At 72.7% G+C, this 21,259-nt stretch carries 14 protein-coding genes; 7 read left to right on the top strand and 7 right to left on the bottom strand.

What is annotated here, in order from left to right:
- Nucleotides 1-8: 8 nt before the first annotated feature.
- On the bottom strand, nucleotides 9-2,291 hold the full coding sequence (locus ABZ567_RS00875; protein ID WP_360782880.1) for an FdhF/YdeP family oxidoreductase: 2,283 nt from the start codon (nucleotides 2,289-2,291) through the stop codon (nucleotides 9-11).
- Nucleotides 2,292-2,433: 142 nt separating this feature from the next.
- Here ABZ567_RS00875 and polA point away from each other — a divergent pair, with 142 nt between their 5' ends.
- Nucleotides 2,434-5,145 (top strand): DNA polymerase I, encoded by a 2,712-nt coding sequence (polA, locus tag ABZ567_RS00870; RefSeq protein ID WP_360782877.1) that lies wholly within the window; start codon nucleotides 2,434-2,436, stop codon nucleotides 5,143-5,145.
- 157 nt (nucleotides 5,146-5,302) lie between these two features.
- Here polA and ABZ567_RS00865 read toward each other — a convergent pair whose 3' ends face one another.
- Complete coding sequence (locus tag ABZ567_RS00865; RefSeq protein WP_360782874.1) at nucleotides 5,303-6,208, bottom strand: DUF4184 family protein; 906 nt, start codon at nucleotides 6,206-6,208, stop codon at nucleotides 5,303-5,305.
- A gap of 237 nt (nucleotides 6,209-6,445) precedes the next feature.
- Between ABZ567_RS00865 and ABZ567_RS00860 the strand changes: the two genes are divergently transcribed.
- Nucleotides 6,446-8,272, top strand: a complete 1,827-nt coding sequence (locus tag ABZ567_RS00860) for a lytic transglycosylase domain-containing protein (protein ID WP_360782872.1) — start codon at nucleotides 6,446-6,448, stop codon at nucleotides 8,270-8,272.
- A 230-nt stretch (nucleotides 8,273-8,502) separates the two neighbouring features.
- Here ABZ567_RS00860 and ABZ567_RS00855 read toward each other — a convergent pair whose 3' ends face one another.
- Complete coding sequence (locus tag ABZ567_RS00855) at nucleotides 8,503-11,232, bottom strand: ATP-dependent helicase C-terminal domain-containing protein (RefSeq protein ID WP_360782869.1); 2,730 nt, start codon at nucleotides 11,230-11,232, stop codon at nucleotides 8,503-8,505.
- A gap of 150 nt (nucleotides 11,233-11,382) precedes the next feature.
- Nucleotides 11,383-12,222, bottom strand: a complete 840-nt coding sequence (locus ABZ567_RS00850) for a class I SAM-dependent methyltransferase (RefSeq protein WP_360782866.1) — start codon at nucleotides 12,220-12,222, stop codon at nucleotides 11,383-11,385.
- 344 nt (nucleotides 12,223-12,566) lie between these two features.
- Between ABZ567_RS00850 and rpsA the strand changes: the two genes are divergently transcribed.
- Nucleotides 12,567-14,075 (top strand): 30S ribosomal protein S1, encoded by a 1,509-nt coding sequence (gene rpsA, locus ABZ567_RS00845; RefSeq protein WP_360782863.1) that lies wholly within the window; start codon nucleotides 12,567-12,569, stop codon nucleotides 14,073-14,075.
- Nucleotides 14,076-14,218: 143 nt separating this feature from the next.
- Here the strand turns inward: rpsA and ABZ567_RS00840 are convergent, their stop codons facing one another.
- The gene (locus ABZ567_RS00840) at nucleotides 14,219-15,166 is read right to left on the bottom strand and encodes a right-handed parallel beta-helix repeat-containing protein (RefSeq protein ID WP_360782860.1); all 948 of its coding nucleotides are present in this window, start codon (nucleotides 15,164-15,166) and stop codon (nucleotides 14,219-14,221) included.
- 225 nt (nucleotides 15,167-15,391) lie between these two features.
- Here ABZ567_RS00840 and ABZ567_RS00835 point away from each other — a divergent pair, with 225 nt between their 5' ends.
- The 3 genes from ABZ567_RS00835 (at nucleotide 15,392) to ABZ567_RS00825 (ending at nucleotide 17,417) form a co-directional block, all read left to right on the top strand.
- Nucleotides 15,392-16,330, top strand: coding sequence for a PAC2 family protein (locus tag ABZ567_RS00835; protein WP_360782858.1), 939 nt, complete (start codon nucleotides 15,392-15,394; stop codon nucleotides 16,328-16,330).
- A 31-nt stretch (nucleotides 16,331-16,361) separates the two neighbouring features.
- The gene (gene coaE, locus ABZ567_RS00830; RefSeq protein ID WP_360782855.1) at nucleotides 16,362-16,967 is read left to right on the top strand and encodes a dephospho-CoA kinase; all 606 of its coding nucleotides are present in this window, start codon (nucleotides 16,362-16,364) and stop codon (nucleotides 16,965-16,967) included.
- A gap of 81 nt (nucleotides 16,968-17,048) precedes the next feature.
- Nucleotides 17,049-17,417, top strand: coding sequence for a tetratricopeptide repeat protein (locus ABZ567_RS00825; RefSeq protein WP_360784976.1), 369 nt, complete (start codon nucleotides 17,049-17,051; stop codon nucleotides 17,415-17,417).
- 15 nt (nucleotides 17,418-17,432) lie between these two features.
- Here ABZ567_RS00825 and ABZ567_RS00820 read toward each other — a convergent pair whose 3' ends face one another.
- Both ABZ567_RS00820 and ABZ567_RS00815 read right to left on the bottom strand, forming a co-directional pair.
- Nucleotides 17,433-17,702, bottom strand: coding sequence for a DUF6343 family protein (locus ABZ567_RS00820; protein WP_360784975.1), 270 nt, complete (start codon nucleotides 17,700-17,702; stop codon nucleotides 17,433-17,435).
- A 133-nt stretch (nucleotides 17,703-17,835) separates the two neighbouring features.
- On the bottom strand, nucleotides 17,836-18,171 hold the full coding sequence (locus ABZ567_RS00815) for a hypothetical protein (RefSeq protein ID WP_360782852.1): 336 nt from the start codon (nucleotides 18,169-18,171) through the stop codon (nucleotides 17,836-17,838).
- Nucleotides 18,172-18,343: 172 nt separating this feature from the next.
- Between ABZ567_RS00815 and ABZ567_RS00810 the strand changes: the two genes are divergently transcribed.
- Nucleotides 18,344-21,232 (top strand): SNF2-related protein, encoded by a 2,889-nt coding sequence (locus ABZ567_RS00810; protein ID WP_360782849.1) that lies wholly within the window; start codon nucleotides 18,344-18,346, stop codon nucleotides 21,230-21,232.
- The last annotated feature ends 27 nt before the right edge of the window (nucleotides 21,233-21,259 follow it).

Here is a 21,259-nt window from a genome sequence, read left to right as displayed (position 1 = left end):
GCGAACGCTTAGGCGGAGTGCGATTGTTCCAGACGGACGATCACGGACTTGCTCGCGGGGGTGTTGCTGATGTCCGCCGTCGACTCCAGCGGCACGAGGACGTTCGTCTCCGGGTAGTAGGCCGCCGCGCACCCCCGGGGCGTCGGATAGTGGACCACCCGGAAGCCGGGCGCCCGCCGCTCGCTGCCGTCGGTCCACTCGCTCACCAGGTCCGTGTACGCCCCGTCGGCGAAGCCGAGCTCCGCTGCGTCCTCGGGGTGGACCAGGACGACCCGGCGGCCGCCCTTGATGCCCCGGTAGCGGTCGTCCAGGCCGTAGATCGTGGTGTTGTACTGGTCGTGCGAGCGCAGTGTCTGCAGCAGCAGCCGGCCCTCCGGCACCCTCGGGTACTCGACGGGCGCCGCCGTGAAGTTCGCCTTGCCGGTCTTCGTGGGGAAGCGGCGCTCGTCCCGCGGGCCGTGCGGCAGCGCGAAGCCCCCGGGATTCGCCGCGAGACGCGCGTTGAAGTCCTGGAAACCGGGGACCACGCGCCCGATGCGGTCCCGGATCGTGGCGTAGTCCGCCTCGAACTCCTCCCAGGGCGTGGCCGATCCGGCGCCGAGGACGGCGCGGGCCATGCGCGCGACGATCGCCGGCTCGGACAGCAGGTGCGGACTCGCGGGCGGCAGATTGCCGCGCGAGGCGTGCACCAGACTCATCGAGTCCTCGACCGTCACGAACTGCTTGCCGGCCCTCTGGACGTCCTTGTCGGTGCGGCCGAGCGTGGGAAGGATCAGCGCGCGCGTGCCCGTGACGGCGTGCGAGCGGTTCAGCTTCGTCGAGACGTGGACGGTCAGCCGGGCCCGGCGCATCGCCGCCTCCGTCACCTCCGTGTCGGGCGTCGCCGCCACGAAGTTGCCGCCCATCGCGAAGAACACCTTCGCCTCCCCGTCGCGCAGCGCCTGGATGGAACGGACCACGTCGAAGCCGTGGCGGCGCGGCGAGACGATCCCGAACTCCTTGTCCAGGGCGTCGAGGAAGGCGGGCGCGGGCCGCTCGAAGATCCCCATCGTGCGGTCACCCTGCACGTTCGAATGACCGCGCACCGGGCACACCCCGGCGCCCGGCCGGCCGATGGCGCCGCGGAGCAGCAGGAAGTTGACGACCTCGCGGATGGTCGGCACGGCGTGCTTGTGCTGGGTGAGGCCCATCGCCCAGCAGACGACGGTCCGCTCCGATGCGAGCACCATCTCCAGGGCCCGCTCGATCTCGGCCCGGTCGAGCCCCGTCGCGGCGAGCGTCTCGTCCCAGTCGGCCGCCCCGGCCGCCGCGGCGAACTCCTCGTATCCGTGGGTGTGCTGTCGTACGAACTCCTCGTCGACCGCGCCGGGCGTCTCCAGGACCAGCCTGTTGAGGAGCCGGAACAGGGCCTGGTCGCCGCCGATCCGGATCTGGAGGAAGAGATCGGTCAGCGCGGTGCCCTTGACCATGCCCTGCGGCGTCTGCGGGTTCTTGAACCGCTCCAGACCCGCCTCCGGCAGCGGGTTCACCGAGATGATCCGGGCGCCCGCCTCCTTCGCCTTCTCCAGGGCGGAGAGCATCCTCGGATGGTTCGTGCCCGGGTTCTGCCCGGCCACGACGATCAGGTCCGCCCGGTGCAGGTCCTCGAGGGAGACGCTGCCCTTGCCGATGCCGATGGTCTCCGTCAGGGCCGAACCCGACGACTCGTGGCACATGTTGGAGCAGTCCGGCAGGTTGTTCGTGCCGAACTCTCGGGCGAAGAGCTGGAGCAGGAACGCCGCCTCGTTGCTCGTCCGGCCCGAGGTGTAGAAGAGCGCCTCGTCGGGGGAGCCGAGGGCCCGGAGCTCCTCGGCGATGATCGCGAAGGCCCGCTCCCAGGTCACCGGTTCGTACCGCTCGCCGCCCTCCGGCAGCAGCATCGGCTGCGTGATCCGGCCCTGCTGGCCCAGCCAGTACCCGCTGCGGCTCGCCAGGTCCGCCACCGGGTGCGCGGCGAAGAACTCCGGGGTCACCCGGCGGAGCGTCGCCTCCTCGGCGACCGCCTTCGCCCCGTTCTCGCAGAACTCCGCCACGTGCCGCTTGTCCGCCTCGGGCCAGGCACAGCCGGGACAGTCGAAGCCGTCCTTCTGGTTGACCTTCAGCAGGGTCCGCGCGGTCCGCACCGACCCCATCTGCTCCCGGGCCATCCGCAGGGTGTGCCCGACGGCGGGCAGGCCCGCCGCGGAGTGCTGCGGCGGCGTGACCTGCGGTGCGTCCTGGACCGGGTCACCGACCGGCGGCTTGCTGACCATCGCGCTCTCCCTTGAGCGGTAATCCTGCGGCGTACGTCTCCGATCCTGTCACGCGGCACCGACAGCTCCCTCCCACGGCGCCGACGGCCCGCGCCTGCGACGTGTGGACGGGATTGTCAGCGGTCCGTGGCAGGATCGTCATGTGGCCGAGACAGCATCGAAGAACCCCGCAGACACCCGCCCCCGCCTGCTCCTCATGGACGGGCACTCGCTCGCGTACCGGGCGTTCTTCGCGCTGCCCGCGGAGAACTTCACCACCGCGACCGGTCAGCCGACGAACGCGATCTACGGGTTCGCCTCGATGCTGGCGAACACGCTCCGCGACGAGGCCCCCACGCACTTCGCGGTCGCCTTCGACGTGTCCCGCAAGACCTGGCGGTCCGAGGAGTTCCCGGAGTACAAGGCGAACCGCTCGAAGACCCCCGACGAGTTCAAGGGGCAGGTCGAGCTGATCGGTGAGCTCCTCGACGCGATGAACGTGCCGCGTTTCGCCGTCGACGGCTTCGAGGCGGACGACGTCATCGCGACCCTCACCGTCCAGGCCGAGGCCGAGGGCTTCGACGTCCGGATCTTCACCGGCGACCGGGACTCCTTCCAGCTGGTCTCCGACCGCACCACGGTGATCTACCCCACCAAGGGCGTGTCCGAGGTGACCCACTTCACCCCGGAGAAGGTCCAGGAGAAGTACGGACTCACGCCCGCGCAGTACCCCGACTTCGCCGCCCTGCGCGGCGACCCGTCGGACAACCTTCCCGGCATCCCCGGCGTCGGCGAGAAGACCGCCGCCAAGTGGATCAACCAGTTCGGCTCCTTCGCCGAGCTCGTCGAGCGCGCCGAGGAGGTCAAGGGCAAGGCCGGCCAGAACTTCCGCGACCACCTGGAGTCGGTCAGGCTCAACCGCCGGCTGACCGAGATGGTCCGGGACGTCGAGCTGCCGAAGACCGTCGCGGACCTCGCCCGCGAGCCCTACGACCGCGGGGCCCTCGCTCTCGTCCTCGACACCCTGGAGATCCGCAACCCCTCGCTGCGCGAGCGGCTCCTCGCCGTCGACCCCGGCGCCGCGGAGGAGACCGCCCCGGCCCCCGCCGCCGGCGTCGAGCTCGACGGCACCGTCATCGGCTCCGGCGAGCTCGCCCCCTGGCTCGCCGAGCACGGCAACGGTCCCCTCGGCATCGCCACCGTCGACAGCTGGGCCCTCGGCACGGGCAACGTGAGCGAGGTCGCCCTGGCCGCCGCCGGAGGCGCCGCCGCCTGGTTCGACCCCAGCGCCCTCGACGAGGCCGACGAGCGGGCCTGGTCCGCCTGGATCTCCGACCCCGCCCGCCCGAAGGTCATGCACAACGCCAAGGGCGCCCTGCGGGTCTTCCCGGAGCACGGCTGGACCGTCGCGGGTGTCACCATGGACACCGCCCTCGCCGCCTACCTCGTCAAGCCCGGCAGGCGCTCCTTCGCCCTCGACGCGCTCTCCGTGGAGTACCTCCACCGTGAGCTCGCCCCCGCGGCGGCCGCCGACGGACAGCTCGCCTTCGGCGCCGACGACTCCGCCGAGGCCGAAGCCCTCATGACCCAGGCCCGGGCCGTCCTCGACCTCGCCGACGCCTTCGACGAGCGGCTCGGAGAGGTCGGCGCCCGCGACCTCCTCCACGACGTCGAGCTGCCCACCTCCGCGCTCCTCGCCCGCCTGGAGCGGCACGGCATCGCCGCCGACCGCGACCATCTGGAGGCGATGGAGCAGCAGTTCGCCGGCGCCGTGCAGCAGGCGGTGAAGGAGGCCCACGCGTCGGTGGGCCACGAGTTCAACCTCGGCTCGCCCAAGCAGCTCCAGGAGGTCTTCTTCGGCGAGCTCAACCTGCCGAAGACCAAGAAGACCAAGACCGGGTACACGACGGACGCGGACGCGCTCGCCTGGCTGGCAGCCCAGACCGAGCACGAACTGCCTGTGATCATGCTCCGCCACCGTGAGCAGGCGCGCCTGCGCTCCACCGTCGAGGGCCTGATCAAGACGATCGCCGCCGACGGCCGGATCCACACCACCTTCAGCCAGACCGTCGCCGCCACCGGGCGCCTCTCCTCCACCGACCCGAACCTGCAGAACGTGCCGGTGCGCACGGACGAGGGGCGGGCCATCCGGCACGGCTTCGTCGTCGGCGAGGGCTTCGAGGCCCTGATGACCGCCGACTACAGCCAGATCGAGCTGCGCGTCATGGCCCACCTCTCCGAGGACGCGGGCCTCATCGAGGCCTTCACCTCCGGCGAGGACCTGCACACCACCGTCGCCTCGCAGGTCTTCGGCGTCGAGCGGTCCGCCGTCGACGCCGAGATGCGCCGCAAGATCAAGGCCATGTCGTACGGCCTGGCCTACGGTCTGTCCGCCTTCGGCCTCTCGCAGCAGCTGAACATCGACCCGGGCGAGGCCCGTGGCCTGATGGACACCTACTTCGAGCGCTTCGGTGGCGTACGCGACTATCTGCGCCGGGTCGTCGACGAGGCCCGCGCCACCGGATACACCGAGACGATGCTGGGCCGCCGCCGCTACCTCCCGGACCTCAACAGCGACAACCGGCAGCGCCGCGAGTCCGCCGAGCGGATGGCGCTCAACGCCCCGATCCAGGGCACGGCCGCCGATATCGTGAAGGTCGCCATGCTCAACGTCGACCGTGCGCTGACCGAGGCGGGCCTCGCCTCCCGGATGCTCCTCCAGGTCCACGACGAAATCGTGCTGGAGCTCGCCCCCGGCGAGCGCGAGCAGGTCGAGGCCCTCGTCCGCGAGCAGATGGCCGGCGCGGCCGACCTGCGCGCCCCACTGGACGTCTCGGTAGGCGTCGGCCACGACTGGGACTCCGCCGCCCACTGACCGCCCCTCCGTGTGCCCTGCCGGGCCTGGGGTCCCGGACTCGCACCACCGCCGCGGATGGCTGCGCGCCGGGAGGGCCGGTCAAGGGAGCCGGGTCCGACCCGGCTCCCGAGACCGGTGCCGCGGCGGCCCCGTGGCCTCATGCCGCCGGAGCGCGTCAGCGGGATCCCTGACGGGAGCGCTCGGCCCGAGGACCCCGGCGCTCCCCGTCCCGTTCCGGGTGCGGGGAGGCCGGGGCCTCCGCGGTCGGAGCGGGCGGCGCGGCCCGCAGCCGCACTCCCGCCCCGTACAGCACGAGCCCCACGGCGAGACCCGCTCCGGCCCCGAAGCAGGCCGTCGGGATGACGTCCAGGGGCGTCTCGATCCGTCCCCAGCCCCAGTACGCGGCCCAGCGCAGCACGCGGTGGGTGATCCCGGCGAGGACACAGCCGCCGATCAGCCAGGCCGCGAGCAGCCGCCCGCGCCGTCCCGGGACCGGCACGCGGGCCGGGAGCTCCATGCCCGGGTCGGCGGAGCGCAGCGCCCGCGCGACGAACCAGCCGAGGAGTCCCAGGGCCAGCGCCGAACTCCCGTACTGGGTATAGGTGTAGACCGGGAATCCGGCCACGACGTCACCGAGGAACGGGACCATCCGGGTGCCCCAGCGGTCGATGTGGGTGAAGGAGTCCCACACCACGTGGGTCGTCGCGCCGAGGGCCGCGGAGAGGCCGAACCATCCGGCGAGCACGGCCGGATGCCGACCGCGCCAGGGGCGGCCGCGCACGAGCCCGTAGACCCGTCCGCGCCACCGCGCGGGCAGCAGCGCCACGAGCGGCTCCCGCACGGTCAGCCACAGGGCCACCAGCGCGGCGGCGATCAGGACGTCGGCGGTGACGATCCCGGCGGGGGAGTGGGTGAGGTCCCCGAGGGACATCGCTGCGGGGAACGCCGTGGCGGCGAAATAGGTCATGTCGGGCGCGAAGGAGCCCGCGACGAGAGCGGACGCGACCAGGGGGCCGCGGGCGGTCCCGTTCCGGTGCAATCCGGGCAGTACGGCAGCGGCATGGCTCAGCGTGAACGGCAACGGGTGTTCCCCCAGGTTCCGGTGGTGACGGCCGGAGTGTGACATCGGCCGCTGTGCAAGAGGCCCCGGCGCTCCGCCCGGTTCCCGTCCGCGCCGGGCCGGTGGACGTCCGAGAGGTGACGAAAACGTGAAACACGGTCAGGCCCCGGTGCCGGGCCGTACGCAGGTGGCATAGGGTCGCCAGAGGTCTGACGCGGGGAGCGTGGGACCGCAGTCGAGGGGGAAGGGACCACCGACATGTCAGCGCATTTGGGCCGCAGGCTGCGCAAGGGAGCGACCAGCGGTGCGGTGGTGGCGGCCGCGGTCGCCGCGCTCGCCGCCTCGCAGGCACCGGAGATGACTCCGCCGCCCACGGACAACGCCGGCGGTGACCGCGCCATCGGCGCCGGGGACACGGCGTCGCCGTCCGGCGAGGGCTCCGCCACCGGCGATTCGCCCTACTACACCGAACTCCCGCCGCTGAACACGCCGAACAAGCCCGGGGCGGCGACCCCCCTTCTGCCGGTGATCGCCGGGCCCGCCGAGGCCGGCATACCCGCGTCCGTGGCCTCCGCCTACAAGCGCGCCGAGCAGTCGATACGCTCGACCGACCCCGGCTGCAACCTGCCGTGGCAGCTGCTCGCCGGTATCGGCAAGGTCGAGTCCGGACAGGCGGGCGGCGGCAGGGTCGACGCCAACGGCACGACCCTCAAGCCGATCCTCGGCCCCGCTCTCAACGGCGTCGGATTCGCCAACATCTCGGACACCGACGGCGGTGCCTACGACGGCGACAAGATCCACGACCGCGCCGTGGGCCCGATGCAGTTCATCCCGTCCACCTGGGCCATCTGGGGCCAGGACGCCAACAGCGACGGGAAGAAGGACCCCAACAACATCTACGACGCCGCGCAGGCCGCCGGTCTCTACCTCTGCGCCGACGGCCGCAACCTCGCGCTCAAGGCCGACCTCGACCGGGCGATCCTCAGTTACAACCGCTCCAGGGAGTACCTGAACACGGTTCTCTCCTGGTTCGAGTTCTACCAGCGCGGCACCCACCAGGTCCCGGACGGCACCGGCGTGCTGCCGGTCGACCGGAGCGACGGCCGGAGGCCGGACAACCGTCCGACCTCGCCCCTCCTGCCGTTCCCGACGTCGCCCTCCCCGAAGCCCTCCACGCCGGTCGCCCCGAAGCCGACGGAGCCGGGCAAGCCGTCGGAGGTCACCCCGACGCCGACGAAGCCGACGCCGACCACCCCGACCAAGCCGCCGGTCACTCCGCCGGCGAAGCCGCCCACCGTGCCGCCCGCCGTCAAGGTCGCGCGGCTCGCGCCCGTCTCGACCGGGCAGCTGACCGCGATCACCGAGAGCGCCTTCGCCCACGCCCCGACGGTCGCGGCGCTCGATGCCTCGGGCGCCCCGGTCACCGGTGTGACCATCCGCTTCGAGATCTCCGGCGCGACCGACGCCCACTTCGCCGGCGGCGCGACATCGGCCTCCGTCACCGTCGGTTCCGCCGGCATCGCCAAGGCCCCGACGCTGCGGGCGGGCGAGAAGACCGGGACGTTCAAGGTCAGGGCCACCGTCGTGGGCCGCACCCTGACCGCGATCGAGTTCGGCGCGACCGTCACCGCCCGCGAGGCGGACACCCTCGCCCGCGTCGCCGGTGACCCCCTGTCGGCCGCCACCGGCACCGCCTTCACCCAGCCGGTGCAGCTGAAGGCCACCGACAAGGGCGCGCTCGCCCCCGGGGTCCTCGTCACCGCCGTGATCGTCTCTTCCCCGACGGCCACCGAGACGAGCGCCGACGGCCCGTACTTCAAGGACGGCGCGAGCGCCCCTGTCCGTACGCTGGTCCTCAAGACCGACCCGAACGGTCTGATCTCGCTCCCCGCGCTCTTCGCCGGCGACAAGGCCGGGGAGTACGTGATCCGCTTCACCGCGCCCGGCGGCGGCCGCGCGGAGGTCAAGCTCACCGTGACCGCGCCCGCCTCGACGCCGGAGCCGACCCCGGATCCGACGCCCTCCGGCACCGGTACGCCCGACACCAGCCCGTCGGCCACTCCCTCGGTCTCCCCTTCGGCCTGACCCGATCGCTCCCTGCGTCTCCCCGCGCCGCCTCTCCGTCCCCACCGGACGGAGGGGCGGCGCTTCCAGAACTCCTCGCCGACTCCGGCCTCACGCACTGGTACACGACCCAGCGGATGTTCTGGATCGAGCCGGTCACGGGCGCCCCCTCAACGGTGAGGAGATCCACAACGCCCTCTGGCTGGAGGCCCGTTCCCGTCGCCCCGCGCCGGAGGCCACCACCACCCCGGTCACCCCTCGCGTCTGAGCCGCGCGCTCGTGTACCGGGTCGCCTCCACCGCCGAGGGGTCCTCCGGCCACGGGTGCTTCGGATACCGCCCCCTCAGCTCCGCCCGCACCGCCCGGTAGCCGTCCCGCCAGAACGACGCCAGATCGGCGGTCACGGCCGCCGGCCGCCCGGCGGGGGAGAGCAGGTGGACGAGCACAGGGACCCCCGCCACCCGAGGCGTCTCGGCAAGCCCGAACATCTCCTGGAGCTTCACCGCGAGAACCGGCCGCTCACCCCCGTACTCGACCCGGATCCGCGAACCGCTCGGCACCTCGATCCGCTCGGGCGCCAGCTCTCCCAGCCGGCCCGCCTCACCCGACGCCCACGGCAACAACCGCCGCAGGGCCTCACCGGCGTCGATCCGCCCCAGATCGGCACGCCTCGCGGCCCGGGACAGCTCCGGCTCCAGCCACTCGTCGGCCCGCTCGACCAGCGCCTCGTCCGCCATGTCCGGCCAGGGATCCCCCAGCTCCCGGTGCAGGAAGGCGAGCCGGGCGCGCAGCTCCCCGGCGTCCCGGCTCCACCGCAGAAGACCCAACCCCTCCCGCCGCAGCCCGTCGAGCAACGCCGCCCGCACCGACGCGGGCGCCGCTCCCGCCCCGAGCGGCCGGACCGTCAGGTCCACCGCGCCCAGCCGGTCCACGGAGCGCGCGACCACGTCCCCGCCCTCCCAGCGGACCTCCTCGCCCGTGGACCGCAGATGCCCGGCCGCCCGCCGGGCCATGTCCTCGTCCATCACCGCCGCGAGCCGCACCCGAGCCGTGGCATCCCGCGCCGTACGGTCCGCCACCGCCACGGCGAGCCACGGCGCGGTGCGCAGAGCGGAACCCTCGGCGAGCCTGGCCCCGCTCCCCGACACCATCAGATAGCCGCCCTGCTCCCGGGCCCGCGCCACCCGCTCGGGAAAGGCCAGCGCCGTCACGAGCCCGGCCACGGCATCCTCACCGACCCCCGACCCACCCCCGGCGCCCGCCTGTGCCCGAGCCACCGACCCACCCCTGGCACCCGCGTCCGCCCGAGCCGCCGAGCCACCCCCGCCACCCGTGTGCGCACCGCCCGCCCCGACCGCCCGGGCCGCCGAGCCACCCCCGACCGCCTTGGCCGCCCCGACCTCCCCCGGGTCATCGCCGTGCCCCACCGCTCCGGACGCGCCCCGGCCCGCCGCCTCGACGGCCGACCGCTCCAAACGGCGTGCCTCCGCCTTCCACCGGGCGCCGTACCCGTCGGAGCCCCGGCGCGCCGCACGCCAGGCCGCCGCCAGATCGTCCCCGTAGTCACGCGGCGGCTCCTCGCTGAGCAGCGCCACCACCTCCGCCGCCCGCCGTGCCCCGACCTCCGGCGCACCGTCGAGGAGGGCGCGGCCGAGCCGGGGATGGAGCCCGAGCCGTGACATGCGTACCCCCCGCTCCGTGGCCCGGCCGGCCGCGTCCACGGCTCCGATCGACATCAGGACCGACCGGGCCGCCGCCATCGCGCCGGCGGGCGGCGCGTCGAGCAGCGCGAGCCCCTCCGCCGCCGGATCGCCCCAGCAGGCGGCCCGCAGGGCGAAGTCCGCCAGGTCGGCGACCTTGATCTCCGGGGACGGGAAGCGCGGCCTGCCCCCGTCGCTCGCCTCCGCCCAGCAGCGGTACACGAACCCGAAGGCCTCACGGCCGGCCCGGCCGAGCCGCTGGGTCGCCGTAGCCTCGGAGACCGTCACCGTCGCCAGCGAGCCCAGCCCCCGGGCATGGTCCGTGCGCGGCTCCCGGGCCAGCCCCGAGTCCACGACGATCCGCACTCCCGGCACCGTCAGGCTGGACTCCGCCACCGAGGTCGCGAGGACCACTCTGCGCCGCCCACCGGGCTCCGCACCCCGCAGCACCGCGTCCTGCACCGCAGCCGGGGCCCGCCCGTGCAGCTGGAGCACCTCCGCGTCGAGGCCCGCCAGCAGTCCGGCCGTCCGCGCGATCTCCCCCGTGCCCGGCAGGAAGCAGAGGACGTCCCCCTCGTGTCGCTCCATCGCGAGCCGGACCGTCGCGGCCACGTGCCGCAGCAGCGCCGGATCCACCCAGGTGCCGTGCGCCGGTCGGATGTCCGAGGGGAGCGCCGCGAAGAAGACCCGGCAGCCGTGGCCCTCGCCCTTGCTCCACACCACCGGCGCGGGCCCGCCTCCGTCCAGGACCGTGAGGAGATCGGCCCATGCCGCCGCGTCGCTCGTCGCCGACGCGGCGATCAGCTTCAGCTCCGGGCGCAGGGTGGCCCGCACGTCCACCAGGAAGGCCATCGCCGTGTCGGCGTCCAGGTGCCGCTCATGGCACTCGTCGAGCAGGACCACGTCCACATCCGCCAGCTCCGGGTCGCGCTGCAGGCGCTGGAGCAGGATGCCCGTGGTCACCACCTCGACCCGGGTCGCGGGACCGGCCCGCCGCTCGCCGCGCACGGAGAAACCGACCGCGCCGCCGACCTCCTCGCCGAGCAGCCACGCCATCCGCCGGGCCGCGGCGCGCACCGCCATCCGCCGCGGCTCGGCCACCAGCACCCGCCGCCGCGGTCCGTCCCCTATGAGGCCGGCGAGCGCGAGCGGCACCAGCGTGGTCTTGCCGGTGCCGGGAGGCGCGGACAGCACGGCCGCACCGCGCCGGTCGAGCGCGGCCAGCAGCTCGGGCACGACATGGCGGACGGGGAGACGGTCGAGTGCGTCGTTTCGGATCACGCACTCAGTCTCGTACGCGAAGCGAAAAGGCGGGCCCCGTTGTCCACAGGGCCCACCTATAAGTACGACAAGCCCGTATAAGTACGACAAGCAAGCCGAAGTATCCACGTGTACGTCGACGCGCCCGACCCGCCACCCCGCGCCTTCCCGCTACTCCCCGCGCTCGCAGACGAAGATCGCCGTCCCGGGGATCAGGTTCCCCCGCAGCGGGGACCAGCCGCCCCACTCCTGGCTGTTCCACTCCGGCCACTCCGGCTCGACCAGATCCAGCAGACGGAAGCCGCCGGCCACCACGTCCCGCACCCGGTCCCCGAGCGTCCGGTGGTGCTCCACGTACACCGCCCGCCCCTGCTCGTCCTGCTCCACGTAAGGGGTCCGGTCGAAATAGGAGGCCGCGATCGACAGGCCCTCCGGGCCGGGCTCGTCGGGAAACGCCCATCGGATCGGATGCGTCACGGAGAAGACCCACCGGCCGCCGGGCCGCAGCACCCGCCGCACCTCCCGGAACACCTTCACCGGGTCGGCGACGAACGGCACCGCGCCGTACGCCGAGCACGCCAGGTCGAAGGAGCCGTCCCGGAAGGGCAGCGCCCCGGCGTCGGCCTCCACCAGTGGCACCTCCCCGCCGATCCGCAGCGCGTGCTGGAGCTGCCGGTGGGAGAGGTCGAGGGCCACCGGCCGCGCCCCCTGCGCCGCCAGCCACCGCGAGCACTGCGCCGCGCCGGCGCCGATCTCCAGGACGTCGAGCCCGTTGAGGGAGGAGGCGGGTCCGAGGAGCCCCGCCTCGGCCTCGTCGAGTCCCTCGGGCCCCCACACGAACCGGTCGTCGCCCAGGAAGGAGCCGTGATCGCTCTGGTACTCGTCGGCGTTCCTGTCCCACCAGCCCCGGCTGGCACGGCTGCTCTCCGCGTCCCCCGCGTCACGCCGGGTCGCCTCCGCCTCGTCCTCGGCCGAGTCCGGGGGGACTTCGTGTTCGTACTCTTGGTTCATCTCGCCCGCCGATGTAGTTTGCGCTCAGTGCCGCCGTACGGCGGACCACGCCGTTGCGGCGCGTAAAGACATGAGTGGTGCCGGAGTTGAGCGGATCTGCCCCGGGTGCGCGCTTCGCGCATTGACCCTGTCCGGCCGCCCCCGTATGCTAAAGGTTGCGCTGCGGGCCTGCGCGCCTCAGACGGAGTAGGCCGCGCTCGTACCTGTTGTATGTCCCCTCGGTTTTCGAGGCTCCTGCCGTTCGCGGAAGGTGCCTCATTGGCTGTCCGGCTTCTTGGTGCGATACGGGCTCACGGCGTGGCAGTACCTACGACTTTCTGTCCGTAACCGGAGCCCTTACCCACATGACGAGCAGCACCGAGACCACCGCCACCACCCCGCAGGTTGCGGTCAACGACATCGGTGACGAGGAAGCATTCCTCGCCGCGATCGACGAGACGATCAAGTACTTCAACGACGGCGACATCGTCGACGGCGTCATCGTGAAGGTCGACCGGGACGAGGTCCTGCTCGACATCGGTTACAAGACCGAAGGCGTGATCCCGAGCCGTGAGCTCTCGATCAAGCACGATGTCGACCCGAACGAGGTCGTCAAGGTCGGCGACGAGATCGAGGCCCTGGTTCTCCAGAAGGAGGACAAGGAAGGCCGCCTGATCCTCTCGAAGAAGCGTGCCCAGTACGAGCGCGCCTGGGGCACCATCGAGAAGATCAAGGAAGAAGACGGCATCGTCACCGGTACCGTCATCGAGGTCGTCAAGGGTGGTCTCATCCTCGACATCGGCCTCCGCGGCTTCCTGCCGGCCTCTCTCGTCGAGATGCGTCGCGTCCGCGACCTCCAGCCCTACGTGGGCAAGGAGCTCGAGGCGAAGATCATCGAGCTGGACAAGAACCGCAACAACGTGGTCCTGTCCCGCCGTGCCTGGCTCGAGCAGACCCAGTCCGAGGTTCGCCAGACGTTCCTCACCACCCTGCAGAAGGGTCAGGTCCGCTCCGGCGTCGTCTCCTCGATCGTCAACTTCGGTGCCTTCGTGGACCTGGGTGGCGTCGACGGCCTCGTGCACGTCTCCGAGCTCTCCTGGAAGCACATCGACCACCCGTCCGAGGTTGTCGAGGTCGGCCAGGAGGTCACCGTCGAGGTTCTCGACGTGGACATGGACCGCGAGCGTGTCTCCCTGTCGCTGAAGGCGACGCAGGAGGACCCGTGGCAGCAGTTCGCCCGTACGCACCAGATCGGTCAGGTCGTCCCGGGTAAGGTCACGAAGCTGGTTCCGTTCGGTGCGTTCGTCCGCGTGGACGAGGGCATCGAGGGTCTGGTCCACATCTCCGAGCTGGCCGAGCGCCACGTGGAGATCCCGGAGCAGGTCGTCCAGGTCAACGACGAGATCTTCGTCAAGGTCATCGACATCGACCTCGAGCGTCGTCGCATCAGCCTCTCGCTGAAGCAGGCCAACGAGTCCTTCGGTGCCGACCCGGCCTCGGTCGAGTTCGACCCGACCCTGTACGGCATGGCCGCGTCCTACGACGACCAGGGCAACTACATCTACCCCGAGGGCTTCGACCCCGAGACCAACGACTGGCTCGAGGGCTTCGAGACCCAGCGCGAGGCCTGGGAGACCCAGTACGCCGAGGCGCAGTCCCGCTTCGAGCAGCACCAGGCTCAGGTCATCAAGTCCCGCGAGGCCGACGAGGCCGCCGCTGCCGAGGGCGCTGCCGCCCCGGCCGCCGGCAACGCCGCTGGTGCGGGCATCTCGGGTGGTTCGTACTCCTCGGAGTCGGACGACAACTCCGGCGCCCTGGCGTCGGACGAGGCGCTTGCCGCCCTGCGCGAGAAGCTGGCCGGCGGCCAGAGCTGAACAGGCTCTCCGCTGAGCGCTAGCCGCTAGCGAATCGAGGCCCGCTCCCCTTCGGGGGAGCGGGCCTCGGTCATGTCCGGGCTCTGGTCACGTCCGGGCTTAGGCCGTGACCGGCCCCGGTCGTCCGCCGGAGCGGTGCCGGCTCAGGGGGTGACGGGGATGTTCGTCAGACCGTTCCCGCCGGTCACCGTGTTCGAGGCGTACACCGTGGTCGGACAGGAGCTGCTCGGGTTGGTGACGTTGATCGCGAGTCGCTGAGGCCCGGTGGCGCCCGTGAGGTTCGAACGGTTGCCGCGGAAGACGGTCCCGCAACCCCAGCCGCTCTGCTGGGAGTGGGTCTCGTAACCGTTGTTCGTCGTGTTCACGCCGGTGTTGTTCTCCACGAGGACACCGTTGCCCTTCACGTCGACCCAGGAGTCGTCGTAATGGACGCCGGTCAGCCCCCGCCCGTCGAACGTGTTGCCGACGATCCGCGCCCCGGTGGTGCCCTCCTTGATGTCGATGCTCTCGCCGCCGACGTCCGGCCCGATGACGTTGTTCAGGATCTGGGCGTTGTCGCTGCGGTCACTGAGGGTGTTGGCGGTACCGACGTACACGCCTTCGCCCATGCCCCGGCCGTCGTTCCCCGTGTCGTAGACGCGTGAGTTCCGGATGACCGCGTTCCTGCTGGAGTTGCGGAAGTGCACGCCCTCCATGTCCAGGCCGTGCACGCTCACGCCGTCGATCACCACGTCGTCCGCGGCGTCCGTCATGATCCCCTTCTGGCCGCCGGTCACGGTGATGCCCGCGACCGTCCAGTACGAGGCGCCGTTGAGGTGCAGTCCGTAGCCGCCGCCGGCGGTCAGGACCGCGCGCGAGGAGCCGGTCAGGGTGATCCGGGCGGAGGAGGTTCCGGGGGTCGTGGCCTTGAAGTTGCCGGTGTACGTGCCGTCCGCGAGGCGGATCGTATCGCCGGGGCGGGCATTGACGAGCGCGGTCTTCAACTGGGCGGCGGTCGAGACGTCGACGGTCGCCGCCGAGGCGGGGGTGGTGACGAGGGGGACGGCGAGGAGCGCCGGGAGGAGGGGGAGGAGCAGCGTCCGGGTGCGCATGGGGATCCCTTCCGGTGGGGGGAGTGGGGACGGTTCCTGTATGTGCACGATGGTCGAGATGTTGAACGCGATGCTGCCCCGAGACGGTAAGGAGAGGTGATGGTCATGTCAAGGTCTGGACCAGTGCCCCGAAACCGTCCCTTCCTCGCCGGAAGATCGCCCGCCGCGGGAATGGCGGTGCCGTGCGAGACGTTCCCAGAGAGAACACGAGGAGGAGCGGTAATCGTGCTTGAGCCCCAGGATTTGTACGAATGGGACCCGAAGGGCCTGGCCGTCGTCGACCTGGCCCTGGCGCAGGAGTCGGCCGGTCTGGTCATGCTGTACCACTTCGACGGCTACATCGACGCGGGCGAGACCGGTGAGCAGATCATCGAGCGCCTGCTGGACACGCTGCCGCACCAGCTGGTGGCCCGTTTCGACCACGACCGGCTCGTGGACTACCGCGCCCGCCGCCCGCTGCTGACCTTCCAGCGCGACCGCTGGACCGCGTACGAGACCCCCTCCATCGAGGTCCGCCTCGTCCAGGACGCCACCGGGGCACCCTTCCTCGTCCTGTCCGGCCCCGAGCCCGACGTGGAGTGGGAGAGGTTCGCCGTGGCCGTCCGGCAGATCATCGAGCGCCTCGGCGTGCGCCTCGCCGTCAACTTCCACGGCATCCCCATGGGCGTGCCCCACACCCGCCCCGTCGGACTCACCCCGCACGGCAGCCGCACCGACCTCATGCCCGGGCACCGGAGCCCGTTCGACGAGGCCCAGGTCCCCGGCAGCGCCGAAGCACTCGTCGAGTACCGGCTCACCGAGTCCGGGCACGACACCCTCGGTGTCGCCGCGCATGTGCCGCACTACGTCGCCCGCTCCCCGTACCCGGACGCGGCTCTGGCCACCCTGGAGGCCATCACGGCCGCCACCGGACTCGTCCTCCCCGCCGTCGCCCACTCCCTGCGGACGGAGGCGCGGCGCACCCAGACCGAGATCGACCGCCAGATCGGCGAGGGCGACGAGGAACTGGTCGCGCTCGTGCAGGGCCTTGAGCACCAGTACGACGCGGTGGCCGGAGCCGAGACCCGCGGCAGCCTGGTCGCCGAGCCGGTCGACCTGCCGTCGGCGGACGAGCTGGGTCGCGAGTTCGAGCGCTTCCTCGCCGAGCGGGAGGGCGACTCCTGACCCCTCCCCGGCAGGCCCTAAGCTGCCGCTCATGCTGAAGGTGGGCCTGACCGGCGGGATCGGCGCCGGCAAGAGCGAAGTGTCACGGCTGCTCGTCTCGTACGGCGCCGTGCTGATCGACGCGGACCGGATCGCCCGCGAGGTCGTCGAGCCCGGTACGCCGGGTCTCGCGGCCGTGGTCGAGGCCTTCGGGGACGGCATCCTCACCGAGGAGGGGACACTCGACCGGCCGAAGCTCGGATCCATCGTGTTCGCCGACGCCGACCGCCTGGCCACCCTCAACGCCATCGTCCACCCCCTCGTCGGAGCCCGGTCGGCCGAGCTGGAGGGCCGCGCCAGGGCCGGGGACGTGGTCGTCCACGACGTACCGCTGCTCACCGAGAACGGGCTCGCCCCTCTGTACGACCTGGTCGTGGTCGTGGACGCGTCCCCGGAGACCCAGCGCGACCGGCTCGTACGCCTCCGCGGCATGGCCGAGTCCGAGGCGGCTGCCCGGATGGCGGCTCAGGCGACCCGCGCGCGGCGGCTGGCCGTCGCGGATCTCGTGATCGACAACGACGGCCCGCTCGACGCCCTCGAACCGCAGGTGCGGAAGGTCTGGGACGAGCTGGAGCGCAGGGCAGCGGGCGCCGCGTAGCGCCTGGACGCGGGCACGAGCGGGGAATGCGGCTGCCGGGTCCGGTGTTCAACCACCGGATCGAGTGGGAAGGATGCCATGGTGGCCGACAGAAACCCGGAAATCCACGTCATCGACTTCCGTGCCGCCGAACACCTGCTGGCCGCGCGGGACCCCCGGGGTGCGGTGAAGCTGCTGGACTCGGTGATCGCCGCGCATCCCGAGAACACGGCGGCGCGTCTGCTGCGCGCCCGTGCGTTCTTCGCCGCCGCGCAGCTGCGTCCGGCGCAGCTCGAGTTCGAGCTGGTCCTGGAGCGTGAGCCGGACAACGCCTTCGCGCACTTCGCGCTGGCCCGCACCTACGAGCGATCGGGCCGGCCGGCCCAGGCCACCCGGCACTTCCGCCTCGCCGCCGCTCTCGACCCGAAGCCGGAGTACCTCCAGGCGGCGGGGTTCGACACCGAGAAGTGAGGGGAACCGAGGCGCTCAGCGTCCGGTGCCGCCGTGATCGGGTTCGTACGGGGGGACGTTCCGGCCGGGCTGCCAGTGCGGGCCCTGGTGGAGACGGCGCAACACCGTCCCCAGGTCGAACGTGACCACCAGGAACAGCACGCCGCACGCCACGGCCCAGCCGGGGCGGCCCACCAGCGCGAACGCGACCGTACCGAAGGCGGCCCAGAGCAGGCCCCACACGCTCAGCCAGAACCGCAACCGCAGGGCGCTGCGCGCGGTCGCCGGCTCGTTCCCGGTACGCATGACGGTCACCCACCCTCCTCGTCGAAGCCGCTGGAGGCACTTCCAGGATGGACCCCGGGACGGGGGAGGGGAACCGGTCCGGGTGCCCGGGTGCGCGCCCACCGGACCCGGTCGGCGCGTGCCGGACGCGCGGCTAGTGGATGACGCTGTAGCTGCGCCACGGCAGGGTGCCCGGCACGATCCCGTCGCCGCTGTTGCTCGGGAGGTAGGTGGAGTCCTTGCCCCCGCAGTCGCGCGTCGGGTACAGCACGATGTCGACCAGGGTGTTGTTCTCGACCTTGGTGGCGCCGGCCGGCGCCAGACGGTGGCAGCCCTTCACCAGGGGGCTCGTCACCACGACCGCCACCTCACGTTCCGTCTCGTACTCGATCGTGCCCACGGCGGTGCGCCCCAGGCCCGAGCAACCCGCGACGGCGAGAGTGAGCAGCACGGCCCCGGTGGCGGTCGTGAGACGCCGGCGAACGGACATGGCGGATCCTCTTCTGTGGTGGAGGCGTTCCACGCCACCCTCCCGCCCCCGGAGCCGGGTGTCATCCGCTGCTGGGCCGCCCGGGGGAGCGTGCCGACGGGCGTTGTCAGACCCCGCCCGTAAGGTCGGAGTTCCAGTCGACATCCGTCATCGGTGGAAGGAGCGCGGAGCAGTGACACACACCTGGATCACCAGCGCCGCCGTCTTCCTTCCGGCCGCTCTGCCCAGGGAGGGGCGGGTCGCCTTCTGGGCCCCCGACGGCGAGGCGCTGCCGGACCCGGCGGACAGCGGAGCGGAGCGCGTCGAGCTGACCGTCGCCCGGCGGCACGGCAGCGGCGCCCGTGGCCGTGCCGTGCCCGCCCTGACCCTCCCCGTCGACGCCGCCCTGCCCCATCTCGTCGCGGCCCGCCGCCACCCTGCCGCCCACCCCGCCACCGCCGGCTGGGGCGCCGCCGCCCTCCACGCACTGCACCTGACGGCCCGCGGCCGGATGCTGCCGGGCCTGACCGCCGACGACCTGGACGCCTGGCGGGCGGGGCCCCTGGACGCCGACGACATCGCCCATCTGCGGGCCGTCGCCGCGGCCCTGCCGTACGAGGCGCACGCCGTGCCCGTCCCCGGGCAGGAGCCGCTGCGTCTGCCCGATCCCGAGGCGCTCGTGCGGGCCTTCCTCGACGCGGTCGCCGACGTGCTTCCCCGCACCCCGGCCGCCGCCCACGCGGTGGGAGCGCCGTTCGCCTCCCGTGCGCCCCAGCACCTGCCCCGTGCGCGTGCCTGGGCCGCGGAGGCGGCGGCGGGGATGGACGCGGGCGTCCGGGTCTCGCTCCGCCTGGACCTCTCGCCGTCCGAGCTGTTCGACGCGGCCGCCGGCACCGAACCTTCCGAAGGCGAAGGCGAAGGCGAAGGCGAGGGCGCGGACGCGGAACGCGGAGGTGGGCGCCACGCGGCCGCCGCGCTCCTCCAGGTCCACAGCCTCGCCGACCCGACCCTCGTCATCGACGCCACCGCCCTGTGGGCGGGGGAGGGGGAGCACTTCGGGCCCCGCGCCCGGATCGACGCCGTCCTCGCGCTGCGCCGTGCCGCCCGGGTCTGGCCCCCGCTCGGCCGGCTCCTGGAGCGGGACGTGCCCGACGTCCTCGCCGTCACCGAGGACGAGCTGTACGAGCTGCTCGGCCCCGCCGCCGCCCGGCTCGCCGACGCCGGAGTCGCCGTCCACTGGCCCCGTGAGCTGGCCCGCTCGCTCAGTGCCTCCGCCGTCGTCCGGGCCGACCGGACCGCGCCCGGCTCCGCGACCGACGGCACGGCCTTCTTCGACAGCGAGGAACTCCTCCGCTTCAACTGGCAGCTGGCCCTCGACGGCGACCCGCTCACCGAGCGCGAGATGGACCGGCTGGCCGAGGCGCACCGGCCCATCGTGCGCCTCCGTGACCAGTGGGTCGTCGTCGACCCCGACCTAGTCCGCAAGGCGCGCAAGCGGGAACTGGGCCTGCTCGAACCGGTCGACGCCCTTGCCGTCGCCCTCACCGGCACCGCCGAGGTGGACGGCGAGACCGTGCCCGCCGTCCCGGTCGGGGCGCTCGCCGCGCTCCGCGACCGGCTGCTCGCCGGGCCCGAGGACGTGCAGGCCCCGCCCGGCCTCACGGCCACCCTCCGCGACTACCAGCTGCGGGGCCTCGCCTGGCTCGACCTGATGACCTCGCTCGGTCTCGGCGGCTGCCTCGCCGACGACATGGGCCTCGGCAAGACCGTCACCCTCATCGCCCTCCACCTGCGCCGTGCCCGCCGCGCCCCGACCCTCGTCGTCTGCCCCGCGTCCCTGCTGGGCAACTGGCAGCGGGAGGTGGGGAAGTTCGCGCCCGGCGTGCCCGTGCGGCGCTTCCACGGCGCCGACCGCGACCTCGACGGCGTCGACGGCGGTTTCGTCCTCACCACGTACGGCACCCTGCGCACCAGCGCCGCCCGGCTGGCCGAGCAGGAGTGGGGGATGGTCGTCGCCGACGAGGCCCAGCACGTCAAGAACCCGTTCTCCGCGACCGCGCGGGCGCTGCGCGAGATCCCCGCCCCCGCCCGGGTCGCTCTGACCGGCACCCCCGTGGAGAACAACCTGTCCGAGCTCTGGGCGCTCCTCGACTGGACCACCCCCGGTCTCCTCGGCCCGCTCAAGGCCTTCCGCTCCCGACACGCCCGAGCTGTGGAGAACCACGAGGAGATCGAGCACGAGGAGGCGGTCGAGCGGCTCGCCCGACTCGTGCGCCCCTTCCTGCTGCGCCGCCGCAAGTCCGACCCCGGCATCGTCCCCGAGCTGCCGCCGAAGACGGAGTCCGACCATCCCGTCGCCCTCACCCGGGAGCAGGCCTCGCTCTACGAGGCGGTCGTCCGCGAGACCATGGCGCGGATCGAGGAGGCCGAGGGCATGGCCCGCCGAGGGCTCGTCATGAAGCTGCTGACCTCCCTCAAGCAGATCTGCAACCACCCCGCGCAGTTCCTGAAGGAACAGACGCCGTCCGGCAGGGGCACCGCACGGCTCGCCGGCCGCTCGGGGAAGCTCGCCCTGCTCGACGAGCTCCTCGACACGATCCTCGCGGAGGACGGGTCGGTGCTCGTCTTCACCCAGTACGTGTCGATGGCACGGCTCCTCGCCGACCATCTGGCCGCGCGCGGCATCCAGGCCCAACTCCTCCACGGCGGCACCCCGGTGGCGGAGCGGGAGCGGATGGTCGACCGCTTCCAGGCCGGCGAGGTCCCGGTGTTCCTGCTCTCCCTCAAGGCCGCGGGCACCGGCCTCAACCTCACCCGGGCCGGTCATGTCGTCCACTACGACCGCTGGTGGAACCCGGCCGTCGAGGAGCAGGCCACCGACCGGGCCTACCGCATCGGACAGACCCAGCCGGTGCAGGTCCACCGGCTCGTCGCCGAGGGCACGGTCGAGGACCGGATCGCCGAGATGCTCCGGGCCAAGCGGGCACTGGCCGACGCCGTCCTCGGCTCCGGCGAGGCGGCCCTCACCGAGCTGACCGACCGGGAGCTCGCCGACCTGGTGTCCCTGAGGAGGCCTTCGTGAGCCGGAGGAGGTCATCGCTGAGCCTGA

It is taken from the genome of Streptomyces sp. NPDC016459, assembly GCF_040632845.1.
Lineage (GTDB): Bacteria > Actinomycetota > Actinomycetes > Streptomycetales > Streptomycetaceae > Streptomyces.
Note: the sequence above shows the minus strand (reverse complement) of the source record. Positions and strands in the feature narration are given on the sequence as shown.

Excerpts from the sequence above, each read along its gene's own strand:
- ABZ567_RS00875 (WP_360782880.1), bottom strand. The coding sequence starts at position 2,291 with ATGGTCAGCAAGCCGCCGGTCGGTGACCCGGTCCAGGACGCACCGCAG.
- ABZ567_RS00860 (WP_360782872.1), top strand. The coding sequence starts at position 6,446 with ATGTCAGCGCATTTGGGCCGCAGGCTGCGCAAGGGAGCGACCAGCGGT.
- ABZ567_RS00850 (WP_360782866.1), bottom strand. The coding sequence starts at position 12,222 with ATGAACCAAGAGTACGAACACGAAGTCCCCCCGGACTCGGCCGAGGAC.
- rpsA (WP_360782863.1), top strand. The coding sequence starts at position 12,567 with ATGACGAGCAGCACCGAGACCACCGCCACCACCCCGCAGGTTGCGGTC.
- ABZ567_RS00840 (WP_360782860.1), bottom strand. The coding sequence starts at position 15,166 with ATGCGCACCCGGACGCTGCTCCTCCCCCTCCTCCCGGCGCTCCTCGCC.
- coaE (WP_360782855.1), top strand. The coding sequence starts at position 16,362 with ATGCTGAAGGTGGGCCTGACCGGCGGGATCGGCGCCGGCAAGAGCGAA.
- ABZ567_RS00820 (WP_360784975.1), bottom strand. The coding sequence starts at position 17,702 with ATGCGTACCGGGAACGAGCCGGCGACCGCGCGCAGCGCCCTGCGGTTG.
- ABZ567_RS00815 (WP_360782852.1), bottom strand. The coding sequence starts at position 18,171 with ATGTCCGTTCGCCGGCGTCTCACGACCGCCACCGGGGCCGTGCTGCTC.